The organism is Streptomyces sp. NPDC058576 (genome assembly GCF_042718715.1).
In the GTDB taxonomy this organism is placed as follows: Bacteria; Actinomycetota; Actinomycetes; order Streptomycetales; family Streptomycetaceae; genus Streptomyces.
On the sequence record NZ_JBHXPF010000024.1, the window covers coordinates 86,910 to 106,705 of the forward strand.

Annotated in this window: 12 protein-coding genes and 1 pseudogene; 7 read left to right on the forward strand and 6 right to left on the reverse strand. The window is 75.0% G+C overall.

The genetic code is table 11. From position 1 onward, the window contains the following. Positions 1–72 precede the first annotated feature (72 nt). Entirely contained in the window at positions 73–960 is an 888-nt protein-coding gene (locus ACFWRV_RS18815; protein WP_384335882.1) for a glycosyltransferase family 2 protein, read from the forward strand. Positions 961–977: 17 nt separating this feature from the next. On the opposite strand, the gene ACFWRV_RS18820 is transcribed toward ACFWRV_RS18815, so the two are convergent. The 3 genes from ACFWRV_RS18820 to ACFWRV_RS18830 all read right to left on the reverse strand — a co-directional run bounded on the left by ACFWRV_RS18820 (position 978) and on the right by ACFWRV_RS18830 (position 4,475). After that, a complete protein-coding gene (locus ACFWRV_RS18820; protein ID WP_384335884.1) occupies positions 978–2,243 on the reverse strand; it encodes an undecaprenyl/decaprenyl-phosphate alpha-N-acetylglucosaminyl 1-phosphate transferase in 1,266 nt (421 codons plus the stop codon). A gap of 287 nt (positions 2,244–2,530) precedes the next feature. Then, on the reverse strand, positions 2,531–2,749 hold the full coding sequence (locus tag ACFWRV_RS18825; protein WP_384335886.1) for a hypothetical protein: 219 nt from the start codon (positions 2,747–2,749) through the stop codon (positions 2,531–2,533). Between the two features lie 148 nt (positions 2,750–2,897). Then, positions 2,898–4,475 (reverse strand): amidohydrolase, encoded by a 1,578-nt coding sequence (locus ACFWRV_RS18830; protein WP_384335888.1) that lies wholly within the window; start codon positions 4,473–4,475, stop codon positions 2,898–2,900. A gap of 216 nt (positions 4,476–4,691) precedes the next feature. On the opposite strand from ACFWRV_RS18830, the gene ACFWRV_RS18835 reads away from it, so the two are divergent. The 3 genes from ACFWRV_RS18835 (at position 4,692) to ACFWRV_RS18845 (ending at position 6,935) form a co-directional block, all read left to right on the forward strand. After that, positions 4,692–5,636: a methionyl-tRNA formyltransferase gene (locus ACFWRV_RS18835; protein ID WP_384335890.1), complete on the forward strand. Its 945-nt coding sequence runs from the start codon at positions 4,692–4,694 to the stop codon at positions 5,634–5,636. Then, positions 5,617–6,468, forward strand: a complete 852-nt coding sequence (gene ddaH / locus ACFWRV_RS18840; RefSeq protein ID WP_384335904.1) for a dimethylargininase — start codon at positions 5,617–5,619, stop codon at positions 6,466–6,468. The genes ACFWRV_RS18835 and ddaH overlap by 20 nt, the downstream gene beginning before the upstream one ends. A gap of 62 nt (positions 6,469–6,530) precedes the next feature. Then, a complete protein-coding gene (locus ACFWRV_RS18845) occupies positions 6,531–6,935 on the forward strand; it encodes a hypothetical protein (protein WP_384335892.1) in 405 nt (134 codons plus the stop codon). An 88-nt stretch (positions 6,936–7,023) separates the two neighbouring features. On the opposite strand, the gene ACFWRV_RS18850 is transcribed toward ACFWRV_RS18845, so the two are convergent. Further along, the gene (locus ACFWRV_RS18850; RefSeq protein WP_384335894.1) at positions 7,024–7,704 is read right to left on the reverse strand and encodes a hypothetical protein; all 681 of its coding nucleotides are present in this window, start codon (positions 7,702–7,704) and stop codon (positions 7,024–7,026) included. Positions 7,705–7,967: 263 nt separating this feature from the next. Here ACFWRV_RS18850 and ACFWRV_RS18855 point away from each other — a divergent pair, with 263 nt between their 5' ends. After that, positions 7,968–8,432 carry a PaaI family thioesterase gene (locus tag ACFWRV_RS18855; protein ID WP_384335906.1) on the forward strand — a complete coding sequence of 155 codons (465 nt, stop codon included), beginning with the start codon at positions 7,968–7,970 and terminating at the stop codon, positions 8,430–8,432. Between the two features lie 34 nt (positions 8,433–8,466). Here the strand turns inward: ACFWRV_RS18855 and ACFWRV_RS18860 are convergent, their stop codons facing one another. Next, complete coding sequence (locus ACFWRV_RS18860; protein WP_384335896.1) at positions 8,467–9,465, reverse strand: ArsR/SmtB family transcription factor; 999 nt, start codon at positions 9,463–9,465, stop codon at positions 8,467–8,469. A 315-nt stretch (positions 9,466–9,780) separates the two neighbouring features. Here ACFWRV_RS18860 and ACFWRV_RS18865 point away from each other — a divergent pair. Next, positions 9,781–9,879: pseudogene (locus ACFWRV_RS18865) on the forward strand (LysR family transcriptional regulator); the annotation flags it as partial. A 54-nt stretch (positions 9,880–9,933) separates the two neighbouring features. Continuing rightward, positions 9,934–10,698, forward strand: a complete 765-nt coding sequence (locus tag ACFWRV_RS18870) for a 2-phosphosulfolactate phosphatase (protein WP_384335908.1) — start codon at positions 9,934–9,936, stop codon at positions 10,696–10,698. Between the two features lie 87 nt (positions 10,699–10,785). On the opposite strand, the gene ACFWRV_RS18875 is transcribed toward ACFWRV_RS18870, so the two are convergent. After that, the gene (locus ACFWRV_RS18875; protein ID WP_384335898.1) at positions 10,786–19,455 is read right to left on the reverse strand and encodes a type I polyketide synthase; all 8,670 of its coding nucleotides are present in this window, start codon (positions 19,453–19,455) and stop codon (positions 10,786–10,788) included. Positions 19,456–19,796: the final 341 nt, after the last annotated feature.

A 19,796-nucleotide genomic window follows, 5' to 3' on the forward strand; every position in this document is an offset into this window, starting at 1 on the left:
CACTCACCCAGCCTATGCGGAATGTCAGATTTTATGCATGAATGATGAGATTCAGGAGTTGAGGAGCCCGCTGTGCACTCCGTCCACCTGGCCGTGCTGATGACGAGTCACGACCGCCGCGCGCGGACGCTGTCCGCGCTGCACGCCCTGGAGGAGCAGCGCGGGCTGCCCGCCGGGACGACGCTGGGCGTGCATCTCGTGGACACCGGCAGCACCGACGGTACGCCGGAGGCGGTCCGGCTGCGGCATCCGGCCGTCGAGGTCATGTCGGTGGGCGCGGACGTCCTCCGCAACCAGGCGCTGCGCATCGCGAGCCGCAACAGCCGCAGCGGTGGCGGAGGCGGCGGCCCGCTCGGCGGTGAGCCGGGCGGGCCGAGCCACGCGTGGACGCATCAGCTGTGGCTCGACGACGACGTCGAGCTGTTCCGGGACGCCCTCGCGACGCTGCTGCGCACATCGGCGGCGGCCGGGGCCGGCACAGTCGTCGTCGGCGCGGTGCGGAACGCGTACGGGGATACGGTGTACTCCGGACGGCGGGGCAGGTCCCTGATCCTCGTCGAGCCCGGCGAGCACCGGCCCGAGCGCTGCGACACCTACGACGGGCGGGTGGTCCTGGTCCCCCGTGCCGTGTACGACGCCGTCGGGGACCCCGACAAGGTCTTCCGCCACCGGATGGGCGACTACGACCACGGCCGGCGCGCACGGCGGGCCGGGGTGAGTGCGCTCGTCGCCCCGGGGCATGCCGGTGAGTGCGTGGGCGGGCCGGACGCTCCCGGCTCCCGGGAGCCGGGGATCGGCGTCCGGGAGGCGCTGCGCCGGGTGACCTCCGTACGGGAGCTGCCGCCGCGGCAGTGGTGGGTGTACTGCCTGCGGCACACGTGGCCGTGGGCGCCGTATCTGATGGTCTCCCCGTACGCGCGCACCGCGGCCCGTGCCACCCTCGGCCGGCTGCGGGGGTGATCACGGACCGGGCGGCGTCAGCCCCGTTCTGCCGCGACCCCGGCGGCTTCGGCCGTGGGGCGACCGGTGGGCGGGGGCGGCACGGTGGGGTGCCCCGCAGCGGTCCTGGCGGTGCCGGCGGGCGCGCCCTTCCCGGCGGCAGACCCCCTGCCGGCCGGTGCGGAGGCCGCGGCGGGAATCGCGGCGCCGGTGGCGGGCGCCGCGGTGCGCCGGGCGGTGGAGGCACGGGGCGGGGCCGTGCGGGACGCGGCTGTACGGGGCGTGGAGGTGCGGGACGGGGTTGTGCGGGACGGGCCGTACGCCGGAATCCTCAGCAGGGCGAACACGGCGGCCGCCGTCCCCGCCAGCGGCAGGAGGAGGAACGCGGGGTGCAGCAGCTCCGCGTGGACCAGCGTCCCGGTGGCCACGGGCACCCCCGCCCACAGAGCCATCAGGACCGCCGTGCCCGGCACGGTGACACGGACCCGGCGCAGGCGGTGCGCGATGTGGTCGTCCGTGTCGCGCAGCGGGGAACGTGCCGCGCGGCGGCGGGAGACCAGGACCAGGGCGGTGTCGGCGAGGGCCACCGTGGCCAGAGCCGGGAGCGCGGCCCACGCGGCGCGGCCCGACGGGGCGGCCGCCTGGAGCAGCGCTCCGGAGGCCGCCAGCGCGAATCCGGTGAACTGCGCACCGCACGCGCCGAGCTGGAGGCGCGCGGGGTGCCAGTTGTGGAGCAGGAAGCCCGCGAGGCCCGCCGCCAGGGCCGCCGGAAGCAGGGCGAGGGCGGGGCTCCCGCCGACGGCGGCGCACGCGAGCAGCCCGGCGGCGGTGATCACGCCGATCGCGGTCAGCACCCCGTCGACCTGGTCGAGCAGGGCGAACGCGTTGGTGACGAGGACGATCCAGAGCACGGCCAGGACGCCCGCCGCCGGTGAAAGGCCGGAGAGGCAGACCACGAGGACCGCGGCGGCCGTCTGTACGGCGAGGCGCAGGGCGACCCACAACGGCTTCAGGTCGTGGACGAGACCGAGGGCGGCCACGATTCCGGCCCCCGCGAGCAGCCCCGTGACGGAGCCCGCCGCGTCGTCCGCCGCGCCGAGCCAGAGGGCCGCACCGGTCGCCGTGCCGACGCCGAGCACGGCCGTCGCACCGCCTGTCCTGCGCAGCGCTTCGGCGCGTGGCGCCCGCCCGCCCGGTTCGTCCGGGACGCGGGGGCGAAGCGCCACGCGGCGGGCGCTCTTGGCGAGTGCGACCGTGATGAACAGCGCGGCCACACCGGAGGCGATGATCCCCAGCACGTTCACCTGCCCTGCCTTTCCTCGTTCGTGACCTGCGGCGCGGGATGCCGGACGGCCGGTGGAACGGCGGCCGCCCGGCCCGGCCGGTGGTGGGCCGGGGGGACACAGGACGCCACTCGGGTGGCGTTTCTCCCCAACCTACGGGCCAATGTCCACATTCACCCTAAATAACACGAAAAGGGCGACGTATTGTTCTGCCACCCGCCTGCGGGAGGACACCGGCGAACCGGTCGGCGCCCCGCAAAAAGACCCGGCGCGAGGGGAGTTGGCAGCCCCGACGGCCGGAGGGGCCGTCAGCCCCCCGGGTCCCGTTCGGCGTTGCGCTCGGCGGCGGCGTGCCACCAGCGGGGCGGAGAGGGGCCGGTGATCACGGCGGTGGGCTGCTCGGGGTGCAGGCCGAGGGCGCGCAGCGCGGCGGCGTCGACCCGGACGGCGTACCAGCCGCGCCCGTGCCCGTCCGCGCCGATGCCGCAGGCGAGGTCGCAGCGGATCAGCTCCCCGGCGAAGGGCATCCAGTCGATGCCGCGGTCACGCAGTCAAGCGCGGAGGGCCGCCGGGGGCCGCGGGCCGCCCGGCAGGTTCTCGTACGACACGACGGTCACCCACGCGGCACCCGTCCCGCTCCCCGGCTTCTCCGTACGCATGGCGTCGAGCGTAGCGTCACCGCCCGGCGCGGGCGTCCCGGCCGTCCACGAAGGTCCGGACGATGTCGATGTCGCCGATCCGGGAGGGGTCCACGCGGTGCGGGTCGTCGCCCAGCACCACCAGATCGGCCCGTTTCCCCGGAGAGAGGACGCCCGCCGCGCCCTCCCAGCGGCAGGCGTGGGCGCCGGCGACCGTGTAGGCCCGCAGCGCCTCGTCGACGGTGACGGCCTCGTCCGGGCCGACGAGGCGGCCCGACGCGGAGGCGCGTTCGACCATGAACTGGATGGCCCGCAGCGGTGCGCCGTCCGTGACGGGGCGGTCGGAGCTGCCGACGAGGGTGACCCCGTGGTCCAGGAATCCCCGGCCCCGGTACATCCAGCCGGCCCGCTCCTCCCCCATCACGGTCGCGTAGTCGTCGCCGAAGGAGTAGAGGAACGTGGGCTGGACCACCGCGCTCACGCCGAGCTCGGCGAAGCGGGGCAGCTGGTCGGGCCGGATCAGCCCGGCGTGCTCGACGCGGTGGCGCGCGTCCGGACGGGGCAGCAGCTTCTGGGCCCGCTCCAGGGCGTCCAGGGCGAGGTCGGCGGCGCGGTCGCCGATGGCGTGGACGGCGAGCTGCCAGCCGGCGAGGTGGCCGTCGACGATGAGGGCGCTGAGGCGCTCCGGGTCGTCCTGCAAGCGGCCGACGTTGTCGGCCGTGCCCTCGTACGGGGAGGTGAGCGCCGCCGTACGCGCCATCATCCCGCCGTCGGTGTAGATCTTGAGCGCGCCGAGAGACAGCCAGTCGTCGCCGAATCCGGTGCGCAGGCCGAGGTCCAGGGCCTGGGTGAACCCGTCGTCGGTGTGCGTCGCGCGGGGGCGGAGGGTGTCGCCGGAGGCCATGAGCTGGACTCGCAGGGGCAGTCGGCCGCGGTCCCGGAGCAGTTGGTAGGCGCCCAGTTCGACGGGGCTGTGGCCGAGGAGTCCGCCGCCGACGCCCGCCTCCGCGCAAGCGGTGATGCCCTCGTCCAGGCAGGTGCGGGCGGCCAGCTCGATCGCGTCGGCCAGCTCCTGCTGGGAGTAGGGCAGCCGCAGTCGGCGGGCGGCGGTCATGGCGCTCTCGGCGAGAAACCCGTCCTCGTGCGGGGTTCCGTCCGGGAGCAGGTCCAGGACCGCGGTGTTGACGACGCAGGCGTGCCCGGAGTCGTGCATCAGGAAGACCTTGCGGCCGTGGCTGACCCGGTCCAGGTCGGCGGCGGTCAGATGCCGGCCCAGGGCCCGCTGGTCGTACCCGGCGACGTCCACCCAGGCGCCGGGCGGAGCGGGCCGCCGGGCCGCCGCGTCCACCACGGCGAGGATGTCCTCGACCCGCTCACAGGGGGCGTCGCTCGGCGTGCCGGCCTTCAACCCGGCCCAGGCCAGGTGGACATGGCTGTCGATGAAGCCGGGCAGCACGGTCGCCCCGTCCAGGTCGACGACCTCGCGCGCGGGCAGGGAGGTCACGGCCTCGTCCACGCCGACGATCCGCCCCCGCCAGATGCCCAGGTCGTGGGCGACGGGGTGGCGGGGGTCCATCGTGAGGACGCGCGCGTTCGTCAGCCTCGTGCAGAGCATGGGAGGTCCCTCCCCGTCGCGTTCGGACCCACGGCACGCGGCCGGAGAGCGGGCCGGGCCAAGCTAACCCGCAAATACCCCTCCCTGTCGACGCCAGGGTGAGTTTCCAGCCGTCATCGGCTGTCAACCTTCCGGTGAATCAGGGGCCGTTGTGCTCTTAGGTAAGCCTTGCTTTACTGAGTCGCCGGTCATCGCTCTTCCCAAGGAGGCACTTTCATGCGGGTCGTCATGTTCGGTTACCAGACCTGGGGCCACCGCACCCTGCAAGCCCTGCTGGACTCCGAGCACGACGTGGTGACCGTGGTGACACATCCGCGGAGCGAGCACGCCTACGAGAAGATCTGGAGCGACTCGGTCGCCGATCTCGCGGAGAAGCACGGCGTCCCCGTGATCATCCGCAACCGGCCGGACGACGAACTCCTGGACCAGCTGCGGGAAGTGGCCCCGGACATCATCGTGGCCAACAACTGGCGGACGTGGATGCCGCCGGAGATCTACAACCTGCCGGTCCACGGCACGCTCAACATCCACGACTCGCTGCTGCCCGCCTACGCGGGCTTCTCGCCGCTGATCTGGGCGCTCATCAACGGCGAGCCGGAGGTCGGCGTCACGGCCCACATGATGGACGAGGAGCTGGACGCCGGTGACATCGTCGTCCAGCGGGCGGTGCCCGTGGGACCGACGGACACCGCGACCGATCTCTTCCACCGTACGGTCGACCTGATCGCGCCGGTCACCGTCGAGGCCCTCGGCCTCATCGCCTCCGGGCAGACCGAGTTCACTCCGCAGGACCGGTCGAGGGCGAGCTTCTTCCACAAGCGCGCCGAAGAGGACGTCCGCATCGACTGGAACTGGCCGGCCGAGGATCTGGAGCGCCTGGTCCGCGCCCAGTCGGCCCCGTATCCGGCCGCCTTCACGTTCCACCGGGGGCAGCGGATCGAGGTCGTCTCGGCCGTCGTGTCCGAGGGCCGCTACGGCGGCACCCCGGGCCGCGTCTTCTACCGCGAGGGCGACGGCGTCGTGATCGTCGCCGGAGCCGACGCCCGCACCGGCCGCAACCACGGCCTGGCGATCACCCGCGTACGGACCGCGGACGGCCGCGAGCTGCCCGCGACCGAGTACTTCACCTCGATGGGCGGCTATCTCACCGGCCGCCCCTGACGATCGGGACCTACCCCATATGCGTACCGCACGTGCCCGGCACTACCTCATGTGCCGGCCCACCTACTTCGACGTGGTCTACTCCATCAACCCGTGGATGGACCCGACGAAGCCCGTCGACACTCCGCTGGCCATCGCCCAGTGGGAGCGCCTGCGCGAGGTCTACCTGAACCTCGGGCACACCGTCGACACGATCGACCCCGTCCCCGGTCTGCCCGACATGGTCTTCGCGGCCAACGGCGCCACGGTCGTCGACGGGCGGGCTCTCGTGGCCCGGTTCCGCGACGCCGAGCGCATCGCCGAGGGGCCCGCCTACCACCACTGGCTGCGCGCCAACGGCTTCCCGGACCTGCGCACGGCCGCTCACGTCAACGAGGGGGAGGGCGACTATCTCCTGGCCGGCGACTGGTTGCTGGCGGGCACCGGGTTCCGCAGCGACCCGCGCTCGCACGACGAGGCGCAGGAGTACTTCGGACGTCCGGTGATCGGGCTGACCCTCGTCGACCCCGACTACTACCACCTGGACACCGCCCTGACGGTGCTCGACGAGAAGACGGTCGCCTACTATCCGGCGGCCTTCTCCCCCGGCAGCCGGGCGGTGCTGGAGCGGCTGTTCCCGGACGCCCTCCTCGCCACCGCCGCCGACGCCGAGGCATTCGGGCTGAACGCGACGTCGGACGGGTACAACGTGGTCCTGCCGCAGAACGCCACGGATCTGGCCGGGCAGTTGAGGGAGCGCGGGTTCCGCCCGGTCGGCGTGGATCTGTCGGAACTCCTCAAGGCGGGCGGCAGCGTGAAGTGCTGCACCCTGGAGCTGCGCCGGGGCGACTGAACGGACGGCCTCCCCGCGGAAAGCCCGCGGGGAGGCCGCCGGTGCCTCGCTACCGTGGGCGCATGACCAGCGAGACCCGGACCTTCCCTCCCCGGCCCCTGCGCGGCGTCATGGCCGTGTACGCCCGTCAGGCAGGCTGCCCGTCCTCCTTCGCCCTGGCGGTGGCGGACTTCGAGCCCTGGGTGGAGGGGGTGGAGTTCGAGACGGCGGACACGAGTACGGCGCCGGGCTGGTCGGCCGCCGAACTGTCCGAGCTGCACGAGGCGTTCGACTCCGGGGTACGCGAGGAGCTGGCGGCCCTGGATCCCGGCACCACCGTGGCCGTCGCGGTCGTCCTGCGGTCCATCAAGGTGCACGAAGTGGACACCCACCCCCGGGCGTTCCACAAGGCGGGGCGACAAGCCGTCCGGAACGCGTTGGCGGAGGCGTACGGCCCACCGCCGACCCCCTGGCCGAGGCTGCCGTGAACCCGGGCCGCGGACCCACCGGCCCGCCGGTACGCGCCCCTGACACCCGTGGCCGGATGAAGAGCCGCGAGAGGACGTCGGCGGCGGTTCAACTCCTGCTGTTCTCCAGCGCCTTCACCGGTACGCAGGGGAAGGCAGTGGTGTCGACGGGGTGTTCCTCGGTCGGTGCGCACAGCTCGAAGCCGGTGGGGTCCACGGTGTCGGGAAGGCTGAACCCGAAGACGCCGATCCTCGTCTCGCCCCGCTGGAGGGGCGATCCCATGACGCTCATGTTGGTCCAGGCGAAGTTCCGCCACTCGCCGTCGGCGACCTCGGCGAGCTGGCTGCGGGGATAGGCCTCGGTGACGCAGTCGATCTCGCCCTCCTTGAGGCGCAGGCCCTTCCCGCAGGTGCCCGAGGCGGGTGTGATGCGCAACGTCACGCCGGTGAGCCGGGCGCTCTTCACCCCCCGGTCCGCCAGTTCACCCGTGGTCGCGACGTACACCGCGAGGAAGTGCTGTCCCGCGGCCGCTGACTCGCCGGCCAGTTCGGGTGTCCACATCGCGTCGACGGGCTTCAAGCGGACGCCGAGCGGCTCGCCGATGCCGGTGTGGAGGAGTTCATCGCCGGGGAACTCGTCGAACGGGGTGTACGCCGGGGCGGACACGCTCGGCGGTGGGGTGCCGCCCGGGTCGGCACCCGGCGCCGGGTCCTCCCGGTCGCCGCCCGAACAGCCGGCGAGCAGGAGCATCGAGCCCACGGCGACCGTGGCCGACCAACGGTGTGACATCAAGACAACTCTCCAGGACGTGAGCCGGTGTGCGGCTCACATCGTGGGGGCCTCGGGGTCCCTCGCCCCACCTCTTAAGTCACGCCTTAACAGGGGCCCGACCGGAAGAACCGGTTCGGCAGCCCGGCTCGACACCCGCGTCACCGGTGCCATGCTGATCACCATCGGCGCCTTCCTCCCGGAGGAACGCCCGGCCGGCCAGGGGCGGCCCGTCCCGCTCCGCCCGACATGGACCGAAGGAGAGCACGCACGTGGCAGAGCGGATGCGGCAGGAGCAGGCCGGCCCCGAGGTGCGCAAGCGCGTCCGGGACAGCTTCGAACGCCAGGGCCTGATGTCCCATCTCGGAGCGCGCCTCGCCCACATCGGCCCCGGCCGCGTACACATCGTGCTCCCGGCCCGCCCGGAGGTGACCCAGCAGCACGGCTACGTCCACGCGGGCGCCACCAGCGCCATCGCGGACAGCGCAGGCGGCTACGCCGCGCTCACCCTGTTCGACGAGGGATCCGAGGTCCTCACCGTCGAGTACAAGATCAACCTCCTCTCTCCCGCTGCCGGCGACCGCCTCGAAGCGATCGGCACCGTCCTCAAGCCCGGCCGCACCCTGACCGTCTGCGGGCTGGAGGTCTACGGCGTGCGGGCCGACGGCGCCCGGAAGCTCGTCGCGAACGGGCAGCAGACGCTCATCCGCGTGGACAGGGCTGCCGACCGCGGTGACCTCCACGGCTGACTCCGCCGGTGCGAGGCCGTCCGGGGAGCACCGCTCACAGCGCGATCGACCCCGTCCTCAGCAGGGTGCGCCCCAGCGGTGTGACGAGGTGCAGCACGGACCCGCCCCGGCGGCTCGTGGTGATGAGGCCGGCGTTGCGGAGCACGGTCGCGTGCTGGCTGGCCGCCGGGACCGAGACGCCGAGGCGGCGGGCCAGCTCCGTCGTCGTGCAGCCCTCCGCCGTCACGTGCAGCGCGGCGGCGCGGGTGCGGCCGAGCAGCGCCTCCAGGTTCCGGCCGGGAGCGCCGTCGTGCTCGGCCGTTCCGGCTCCGGTCAGCGGTTCGCCGAGGACCGGCACGGTCAGACGCGGCGGCTGCGTGGCGTCGAGCGGATCCCACAGCAGGCTGACGGCCAGCGGTGTGAAGACCGTGGGCGTGATGACCAGTCCCCGGCCCTGGAGACGCACTTCGGTGGGGCGCGGGTAGTGCGCCTCCAGCACGGGCGAACGCCAGCGCACCAGCGGTGGGCAGAGGGAGCGCAACAGCAGGTCGACGCCTCCGTCGAGCATCAGATGCGTGTACCGGGAGGACAGCTCGACCAGGGCGGACCGCCCCGTGTTCCAGTAGGGCTCCACGGTCAGCCGATGACAGGCACGCACCGCGTCGGCGAACTCGCGTCGCGCCTCGCGGTCTCCCCCGTACACCCGCCGGGCCCAGGAGCGGTGTACGGGAGGGAAGTCGAGGCCCTCGAACTCGCGGCGCAGCCGCGCCGCGGGGGCGGACATCCAGTTGTCCACGGCGTGGTCCAGGGAGGGCGCATCGCCCATCAGGGCCAGCAGGTCGAGCCCCGGGCCGCGAGCCGGGAGCAGGGACGTCAGCGGGCGCGTGTCCGGCCTCATCCGGCCCGCGACCTCCGACCGCCATCGGCGGAAGCAGGAGACGTCCTGGCTCTCCCGCAGCAGCTCCAGGCTGTAATAGGTCTCGGCCGCGGCTCCGATCGTCGCGGCCACCCGGGTCCGCGCGAGGTCTTCCGCCGTGAAGTGGATGCGTAGCACCGGACCGCCCCCTGCCGTCGCCGTGGCGCGCTTCTGCGTACCCCCACCCCAGCATGCCCCGGGTCGGTCGCTCCGTCCGCACCCCCTCCCTGCGCGACGGCGGGCGGCCGGCAGGGCGGTGGCGGTGGCGGTGAGGAAGGAGACGACGACGCCGGTCAGGAGCACCTGGTCGGTGCCGAAGGCGCCGACGGCGGGGCCGGCCGGCGCACTGCCGATCGGGTCATGCCGACGGAACCCGCGACCTCGTAGGCGTGGACGCGGTTCAGCATCGCGCCCGGCACCCGGGTCTGCACGCTGGTGGCCCACATGACACCGAAGACCGCCGGCCGACCGCAGTCCGATCTCCCCTTCGCCGCCGCCGGCCTCACCCGCGAGGTCGCCTTCGAGGTGACCGACGCCGACTGCCCGGCCCGTGACCGCGCCTCACCCACCGGGGGCTTCGGGGCGCACAGACGCGATCATGACCGGATGGACACTCACTTCCTCGGAATCGCCGAACTGACCGGAACCCCGTCCGTGGCGGTGGTCGTCGATGTCATGCGGGCCTACACGGTGGCCGCCTGGGCGTTCGCCCGGGGTGCGGAGAAGATCGTCCTCGCCGAGTCGCAGGCCGAGGCCCTGGCGCTCAAGGCACGCCACCCGGAGTGGGTGGCGATCAAGGACGGCCCGCCTGCGCCCGGCTTCGACGCCGTCAACTCTCCGGGTCTGCTGCGATCGGCCGACCTCGGCGGACGGACCGTCGTGCAGAAGACCACGGCGGGAACGGTCGGCGCCCTTGCGGTCAAGGAGGCGTCCCTGGTGCTGTGCGCCTCCTTCGTGGTGGCGGAGGCGACGGCCCGGCTCCTGCGGAGACACGGGGGCGACGCCGTCACGTTCGTGGTCACCGGCGAGGACGGGCGCGCCGATGAAGACCTGGCGTGCGCGCAGTACATCGCGCGGAGGGCCACCGAGGCGGAGACGCGTACGACACTGTCGACGGAGGCGACCGCTGCGACCCATACATCGGTTGCGACGGATACGACCGATGCGACGGACTTCCTGCGACGCGCCGGTGGGTCGCGCGCCGCCGCCGAACTGACAAAGGGGGTACGTCAAGGAGCGCACCCCGATGACGTGGCACTCTGCCTCGAACTCGACCGGTTTCCCTTCGCGATGGTCGCGACCCTGGAGGACGCGCTGATGGTCCTCCGTCCGTGTGCCGTGCCGTCGTCGACCGAGGAGGCGCAGGCCTGAGCGCGGGGGCGATCCGCCACGCGGGAGCCCGTCTCCGGTCGGGGATGGACCGGCGGGAGGGAAGACCTCGCTCCGGATGACCGCGCCTCAGCCGGTGTGCCCCGCGAGCCCGTCGGCCCAGGCACGGACCGCCCGGGCGGTGGTGGCCGCGTGTTCCTCCACGATCGTCCAGTGATCGCCCACGACGTCGACGGTGTCGTACGGACCCGGCCAGAGCGGCTGCCCCGCGTGCCCGAAGGCGTCGCCGCCGTAGGTGTCGGCCTCGGGCGGCCGGTCGGCGGCGCGGACCAGCAGGAAGGGTACGTCCGGGGGTTCGGGGCGCCACCCCCGGAGCATCCGCGTGTACGCGCCGAGCGCGGTCAGGGACATGTCGTCCACCGCCGTGTCGAACTCCGCGCCCATGGCCAGGGCCGCGCGGGCGGGCATGGCGAGCAGCCAGGGCTCGGCCTCCCGTTCGGGGGTCACGTGGTAGGTGTCGAGGAGCACCAGGCCGGCGGGCGGCGTGCCGGTGGCCGCGAGCCGAGCGGCGACCGCGTGCGCCGGGCAGCCACCCATCGACCACCCCAGCAGGACGGGGCGTCGTCCGCCGAGCCGCTCGCGCAGGGCGGCCGTGTGCAGGTCCACCAGCGTCCGCCAGTCGCGCGGCATCGCCTCGCCGGTGGTGACGCCCGGGTGCCGCACCTCCAGCACGTCGCGGTCCTCCTCGAAGTGGCGGGCGAGCGTGGCGTACCAGGGCCTGCCGAGAGCCGGGGAGAAGCCGGGGAAGCACACCAGGGGCGGCCTCCCGGCATCGCCCTCGGCCAGCTGGAGCGGGTCCAGGGTGTGCGCTGGGGAGTCCTCGGGGCCGAAATCGGGGACCGCGAGTGAGGCGGTCACGAGGAGGTGCATCGCCGAGACGACGTCACCCGTCGCACACACGCGGCGGTAGAGGGAGGCGAGGGTCTGGGGCGACCGGGTCTTCGCGGGGCGCGCGGGCCCGGGGTCGGCCGTCTCCTGATCGGGCATGGACTCGGACAGCCGGCCGAGCAGATGCTCCGTCAGCTGCTCGCAGGTGGGCAGGTCGAAGAGGAGGGTGACGGGCAGCTCCAGACCGGTGAGCAGACCCAGTCGGTTGCGCAGCTGCACGGCGGCCAGCGAGTCGAGGCCGAGTTCGCCGAGCACCCGGTCGGGCGCGACGGCGGTCGCGCCGGTGTGCCCGAGCACGTCGGCGACGGCCTCGCGTACCAGCGCGAGCAGAGCGGCGGAACGGTCGGGGGCGGGCACCCGCGCCAGCCGGCCGCGCCAGGCGCCCGGCGTCTCGTCCGGCACGGGGCCGGGACCGGAGGCGGGCCCTCCGCCCCCGGCGGGTGCACGGTCGTCACGCGGCGCAGGGCCGCCTCCGGAATCCGTGGCGTCACCGAAACCGGTGGCGTCGCCGGAACCCGTGGCGTCGCCGGAACCCGTGGCGTCGTCGAGTACCCCGCCGTAGCCGGCCTCTCCGGTGTCGCCAGGCCCTCGGCCGTCGCCGAATCCTCCGGCGTCAACGGCAGCACGGCGGTCGCGCCCGGGCTCCCCGGACGGGGCGGACGGAGGGCCCGACGGTTGGAACAGGCCGCGCAGGAGCGGCGGGAGGGGACGTCGGGACCGGGAGGCCGCCGCGTCCAGCGGCAGCGGCGCGAGCACGGGCTCCCCCACCGCCAGGGCGGCGTCGAACAGGGCCAAGCCCTCGGCCGCGGTGACGGCACGGAGAACACCGTCACCGGTCCGTCCGGTGCGGGCAGCCATCCCCTCGCCTCCCGCCCACGGCCCCCACACCAGCGAGAGCGCGGGCAGTCCGCGGGCCGTCCGGTGCAGCGCGAGGGCGTCGAGGAAGGCGTTCGCGGCCGCGTATCCGGCCTGGCCGGGGTTTCCGAGCAGACCCGCCGCCGAGGAGAAGAGCACGAACCGCGACAGGGCCAGATCCCTGGTCAGCTCGTGCAGATGCCAGGCCGCGTCCACCTTCGGCCGCAGGACGGCCGTGACACGCTCGGGTGTCTGGCTCTCCAGCACACCGTCGTCGAGCACCCCCGCCGCGTGCACCACGGCGGACAGGCCGGCGGAGCACCCGGCGATCACCCGGGCGAGCGCGGAGCGGTCGGCGGCGTCGCAGGCGACCACGTCGATTCGGCTGCCGGCCCGTTCGATCCGCTCCCGCAGCCGCCGTACGCCGGGCGCGTCCGGGCCGCTGCGGCTGGTGAGCAGCAGACGGCGTACCCCGTGACGCTCCGCCAGGTGACCGGCCAGCAGGGCGCCGAGTGCTCCTGTTCCGCCGGTGATCAGGACCGTGCCCTCCGCCGCGAACTCGCCCGCCCGCGCGGGCCCGGCGGCCACCGGGCGGGTCAGCCGGGGGACGTGCACCCGGCCCGCGTGCACGGCGAGCTGGGGTTCGCCCGTGGCCAGGGCGAGGGGCAGCCGGTGCACCGAATCGGGGTGGTCGTCGAGGTCGACGAGGGTGAGGCGGCCCGGGTACTCGGACTGGGCGCTGCGTGCCAGCCCCCAGACCCCGGCGGCGGCCGGATCGGGGTCCGCGCCGGTGGCGCCCCGGGTCACCAGGGCCAGGCGGGTGCCCGGCGTCAGCGCGGGCAGCCGGTCGCGCAGCAGCTCCAGGGCTCGCGTCACCAGGTGGTGCGTGGCGGCCACCGGGCCCTCGGACGGGCCGGGCGGGGCCAGGGAGACGACGAGGGCGGGGGCGGCCGGCGTTGCGGACCCGGCGGAGGACACCCCGGGCCCCGGCTTTCCGCTCACCCACGCTCTGCTGCCCGGCCCCGTGCCCGGGGCGGTGCCCCTGCCCGGGGTCGTGCCGGCGTCCGACGCGGGACGCACGGCACCCGTCAACTCGGCGGCCAGCCCGAGGCCGTCCGGCGCGCCCACCTCCCAGGCGGGCGGAGCCGAGCGGGCCGGCTCGGCGGGCGTCCACTGCGGCCGGTAGAGCGGTCGGTGCCGCAGACCGGCGTCATCAGCACGGACCTCACGACCCGCACCGCCCGTGCCCCCGGCACCACCCGTGCCCCCGGCACCACCCGTGCCCCCGGCACCACCCGTGCCCCCGGCACCACCCGTGCCCCTGGCACCGCCCGGGGCACGTACCGCGCGCGTCGTCAGTTCCGCCACCCGCAGCACCGGCCGCCCGGCCGGGTCCGTGAGATCCGCCGCGACGGTGTGGTCGCCGATGCGGCGCAGCCGGACCCGCAAGGCGGTCGCGCCCGCGGCCCGGCGGCTGACGCCGCGCCAGGCGAACGGAAGCCGGCCGGTCCCGCCGGGTCGTCCCGGCTGCGCGGGGAGCAGCAGCGACGCGTGGAGGGCGGCGTCGAACAGCGCGGGATGGAGTCCGTAGCCCTGTGCCTCGGCCAGGGCGTCGTCGGGAAGCCGCACGTCGGCCAGCAGGTCCTCGCCGTGATGCCACAGGGCCCGCACACAGCGGAACATCGGGCCGTACGCGTGACCCGCCTCCGCCAGCCGCTCGTATGCTCCGGTGAGGTCGACGGCCACCGCGTCCGGAGGTGGCCACGAGGCCTCGTCGCCGTGTGCCGGGTCGAGGTCGTCGGCCGCCGCGCGGAGGCGGCCGGTGGCGTGGTGGGCCCATGCCCCGAGGGGGCCGCCGTCCCCGGGACGCGCGTGCAGGTCGACGGCCCGGCGGCCGGACGGGTCCGGTGCGCCGAGCGCGACCTGCACCTCGACGCGTCCGCCCGAGCCGGGCAGGTACAGCGGGTGGAGCAGCGTCAGTTCCTCCAGTTCCGCCAGGCCGCAGGCCGCGCCGGTGTGAAGGGCCAGGTCGGCGAGAGCGGTCGCGGGCGCCAGCGCCCGGCCGTGCACGACATGGTCGAACATCCAGGGCTGCCCGGCCCGGGACAGGTGCCCCGTGCTCAGTACGCGGTCGCTGCCCGGAAGGCTCGTCGTCGCGGTCAGGACCGGGTGGCCCGTGGTGGACGCGGCGGTGGCCACGGGGCGTGCCGCCGTGGCGGAGGGCTCGGCCAGCCAGTGCCGCTCGCGCTGGAAGGGGTAGGTGGGCAGGTCGACGCGCCGGGCGGGCGGCCCCGGGTGCGCCTGCCGGACCGCCTCCCAGTCGACCGGGAGACCGTGCACCTGGAGCCGGGCGAGTGCCGTCAGGAGTGTGCCGGGCTCCGGGTGGCCGGGCCTGGTCGTCGCGGTGAACACGCGGTCCCCGGGTTCCCCGACCGTGCTCAACGCTGCCGAGGTGAGGTGGGTGCCGGGACCCGCCTCCACGAAGGCGGTCGCTCCCGCTTCGTCCACGAGATGCCGTACGGCCGCGGAGAAGCGCACCGTCTGACGGGCGTGGCGGACCCAGTACTCCGGGGCGCGCAGGTCGTCCCCGACGGCCGGGCGTCCCGTGAGGGTCGAGACGACGGGGATACGGGGCTCGTGGAAGGCGGCGCGCGATGCGGCCCGGGCGAACTCCGCCAGCACCGGTTCGACCAGCGGGGAGTGGAAGGCGTGGCTGGTCCGCAGGCGTTCGGTACGGCGTCCGCGGGCCTCGAAGCGCGCCACGACCGCTGCCACCGCCCGCTCCTCCCCGGAGACGACGACCGACCGGGGGCCGTTCACCGCGGCGATGGTGACGGGGCCGACGGGGGCCGGTCCGGGGGTCACGGAGACGGTGGCGGACGGCCCGACGGTGAACGGCCCATCAGCGGCCGACCCAGCGGTAGCAGGCTGCCCGGTAGCGGCAGGCCCAGCGGTAGCAGGTCCGGCAGCGAGCGGCCCGGCGGTGGCTCGGAGCCTCGCGAGTTCCGAGGTCGCCTCTTCCTCGGTGGCCTCCACAACGGCCATGGCGCCGCCGGCCGGCAGGCTCTGCATCAACCGGCCCCGGGCGGCGACCAGTCGGACGGCGTCCTCCTCGGTGAGGATCCCGGCGGCGTGCGCGGCGGCCAGCTCACCGACGGAGTGTCCGGCCAGCACATCGGGCCGTACGCCCCAGGAGGTGAGCAGCCGGAACAGGGCGACCTCGAACGCGAACAGGCCCGCCTGGGCGACATCGGTCCGGTCGAGGGCGTCGGTGGGCCCGCCCGGTTCCGCGGGCCACAGGCTGTCGCGGAGCGGCAGGTCCCCCACGCCCCCCACGGCGTCGAACCGGCCGCACAGGGCGTCGAAGGCGTCGGCGAAGACCGGGTAGGCGGCGTGCAGTTCGCGGCCGAGGCCCGGCCGTGCGGCGCCCTGGCCGGTGAAGAGCAGGGCGAGCCGCCGGCCCGTACGGACGGCTGCGGGCTCGGCCGTCCCGGCGGCGAGCCGGTCCAGTCCACCGAGCAGGCCGGCCCGGTCGTCCGCGGTCACCGCCGCCCGGTACCGGAGCGCGGCGCGTGCGGTGACGGCGGAGAACGCCACGTCCGCCAGGGGCTGTTCGGGCCGCTCCCGGAGGAACACGGCCGTACGCCGTGCCTGGGCCCGCAGCGCCCCCGCGTCGGCGCCCGACAGCAGAAGCGGTGGGTGCGGGGCGGCGGGGGCGTTGCCGTTCCGCTCCCCCGCGTCCCGTTCGCCGACGGCCTCCTCCAGGATCACATGGGCGTTGGTCCCGCCGATGCCGAAGGCCGATACCGCGGCGCGGCGGGGCTGTCCGGGGGCGGGCCGCCACGGCTGCTCCCGGGTCAACGGCCGCACGGCGCCCGAGGACCAGTCGACCCCGGGGGACGGCTCGTCGAGGTGCAGCGTGCGCGGCAGCACCCCGTGCCGCATCGCCAGTACGGTCCTGATCACCCCGGCGACACCGGCCGCGGCCTGGGTGTGGCCGAGGTTCGACTTGAGGGATCCGAGCCACAGGGGCCGGTCGGCCGGGCGGTCCTGCCCGTAGGCGGCAAAGAGCGCGCGGGCCTCCACGGGGTCGCCGAGGGGGGTGCCGGTGCCGTGCGCCTCCACCGCGTCGACCTCGGCCGGGGTGAGGCCGGCCGCGGCGAGGGCGTCGCGGATCAGCCGCTCCTGGGCCGGTCCGCTGGGCGCGGTCAGGCCGTTGGACGCGCCGTCCGAGTTGACGGCGGAGCCGCGGAGCACGGCGAGCACCGGATGGCCGTTGCGCCGTGCGTCGGCGAGCCGTTCCAGCAGGACCAGTCCGACGCCCTCGCCCCAGGCGGTTCCGTCGGCGGCGGCGGAGAACGGCTTGCAGCGGCCGTCCGGGGACAGCGCCCGCAGCCTGCTGAAGGCGGTGAACGGCACCGGACTGGCCATGACGGTCGCGCCGCCGGCCACGGCGAGGGAGCACTGCCCCGAGCGCAGCGCCCGGGCCGCCCAGTCCATGGCCACCAGCGACGAGGAGCAGGCCGTGTCCACGGTCACCGCGGGCCCTTCCAGGCCGAGGGTGTAGGCGATGCGCCCGGAGGCCACGCTGCCTGCGGACCCCAGGGCGAGGTGGGCTTCGTACGCATGGCCTCCTCGGTGCAGCAGCCGGCCGCCGTAGTCGCCGTGCATCACGCCGACGAAGACACCGGTGTCGCTGCCGCGCAGGGCGGTGGGGGCGATACCCGCCCGCTCCACCGCCTCCCAGGCGGTCTCCAGCAGCAGCCGCTGCTGGGGGTCGGTGGCCAGTGCCTCCTTGGGGGACATGCCGAAGAAGCCCGCGTCGAAGTCGGCGGCCCGGCGCAGGAATCCGCCGCGCCGGGTGGTCGAGGTGCCCGGCCGGTCGGGGTCGGGGTCGTAGAGCGCGCCCAGGTCCCAGCCCCGGTCGGCGGGGAACGCGGACGTGGCGTCGGCTCCGTCCGCGAGCAGTCGCCACAGCTCCTCGGGCGTGCGGACGTCGTCCACGGGCCCCGGGAAGCGGCAGGCCATCGCGACGATGGCCACCGGCTCGTCGGCGGTCGGGGCGTCATCCCGGGTGCGGGAGGCGGCCGGTCGGGCTGTCGGGGCCGGCGGGCCGAGCAGGGCGTCGCACAGGAAGCCGGCCACCGCGTCCGGTGTCGGGCGGTCGAAGACCAGGGTCGGAGGCAGGTCGAGGCCGGTGGCCGCCCGGAGCCGGTCGCGCAGCAGGACGCCCTGGAGAGAGCCGAGTCCCAGATCGGCGAAGGTCTGTCCGGGGGCGGGTTCGCTTCCCCGCGTCCCGTCCGCCCCGGCCGTGGCGTCGAGGACGAGGCGCAGCACGGTGCGGCGCCGCTCCGGGGCGGGCAGGGCGAGCAACGTGGTGCGCAGCCCCGCGCGGGTCTTCGCGCCGTCGTGGTCACGTGCCTCGGCGAGCCGGTCGGCGAGAACGGTCCGCCGGATCTTGCCCGAGGAGGTACGGGGCAGGGGCTCGCTCCTGCGGAACTCGTCCGGCACCTTGAACGCGGACAGCCGCTCCCGGCACATGGCCCGCAGCTCGGCGATACCGGCGTCCCCCGGCCCGGCGGGGCCGCTGCCCCCGGGGCCGAGGACGACGAACGCCACCGGGACCTCCCCCAGTACGTCGTGGGGGCGGCCGACGACCGCCGCGTCCACGACTCCGGGGCAGGACAGCAGCACCTGCTCCACCTCGACCGGATTGATGTTCTGGCCGCCGCGGATGATCAGGTCGCCCACCCGTCCGGTGACCCGCAGTCCGCCGCCCGGTGTTCGGTGGCCCAGGTCGCCGGTGCGGTACCACCCGTCCCGTAGGACCAGGGCCGTACTGTCGGGGCGATGGTGGTAGCCGCTCATCAGACCGGGGCCCCGCACCCAGATCTCGCCCTCGCCGCCGTCCGCGAGGGCGGCTTCGGAGACCGGGTCGGCGATCCGGACGTCGACACCGGGCAGCGGTCGCGGCACCCGGTCCGGACCGGGCCGGGCGAGCGCGATCTTGCCGCCGGCCTCGGTGGCCCCGTAGCCGTCCAGCAGGGGTGCGCCCAGCAACTCCTCCACGGAGAGGCGCAGTTCCTCGGGGCAGGGCGCTCCGGCGGTGACGCATACCCGCAGCCCGCCGGGGGCCGGGCGGCTCCGGCGCGCCGCGCCCACCAGCAGGTGGTAGGTGGCCGGGACCCCGGCCAGCATCGTGAAGGGCTCCTCGGCGGGCTGCTCCCGCAGCGCCCGGGCGATGTCCACGCCCCGGTCGAGAAGGCAGGCGCTCGCGCCGGTCGCGACCACCGCGACGAGGCACAGGGAATACGCGAAGGCATGGTGCACCGGCAGCGGCCACAGCAGCCGGTCCCCCTCGGACATGCCGAGGAGCGGTGCGTAACCGACGGCGGTCGACCACAGCGCGGCCCGCTGGCTGGTCACCGCGCCCTTGCGGGTGCCGGTGGTGCCGGAGGTGTAGAGGATCCAGGCCGGCTCGTCCAGGCCGAGGTCGTCGGGGGGCGGTTCCGGCGCGTCGCTCCCGGCGAGTTCCTCGTACGGCACCCGGTCGGCGGGCGGGCCGGTCCGCGGGGGCACCGGCCCCACGACCACGCTCACCCGCGGGCCGGCCCGCCAGGTCTCCAGCCGGTCCAGCCGGTCCAGGAGCGGCGCCTCGGCCACGACCGCCACCGCACCGCTGTCGGCGAGGACATGGGCCAGTTCGTCGTCGGCCGCACCCGGGTCCAGCGGCACTCCGACGGCGCCGGCCCGCAGGACCGCCAGGCAACTCTCCACCATCTCCACCCGGCTGGGCAGACAGAGCAGCACCCGGTCCCCGCGACGCACGCCCAACGGTGCCAGCCGTCCGGCGACGCGCGCCGTCCGGCGCTCCAACTGGGACCACGTCAGGACGCGTTGCCGGTCGCGGAAAGCGGTCTTCGCACCCGCGTGCGCGGCGTGCGCGCGTAACGCCTCGACCAGCGGGCGGAGTAAGTCCGCGCGAACCTCCGCCATGCGTACCCCCATTGCCCCGTTGGCCCTTGCGTGCCCGGGCCGTGCGACGTCCGACGACTATAGATCAGCAGATCTCTGGCAGATCCGCGCTCGCGCGACGGTGCACGTCCCCCGCACCTCGCCACTCCGGCGCGCCCGGGAGTCGGGACCGTCGGCGCCTCCCTCCACAACCCGGAACCTTCACCCGAACGACAGAGCGCGGTGGATGAGTTCGAGCGGCTCGGGACGCGCCGCATCCCGACGAGGTCCCGTGTCCGCCGAGCCCCGCGGGGGGGGGGGGCGGGGGCCCCCGGCCGGGGCGCGGGTAGGGCGGGGGGGGGGCGGGCGCAGGCCCCATGACC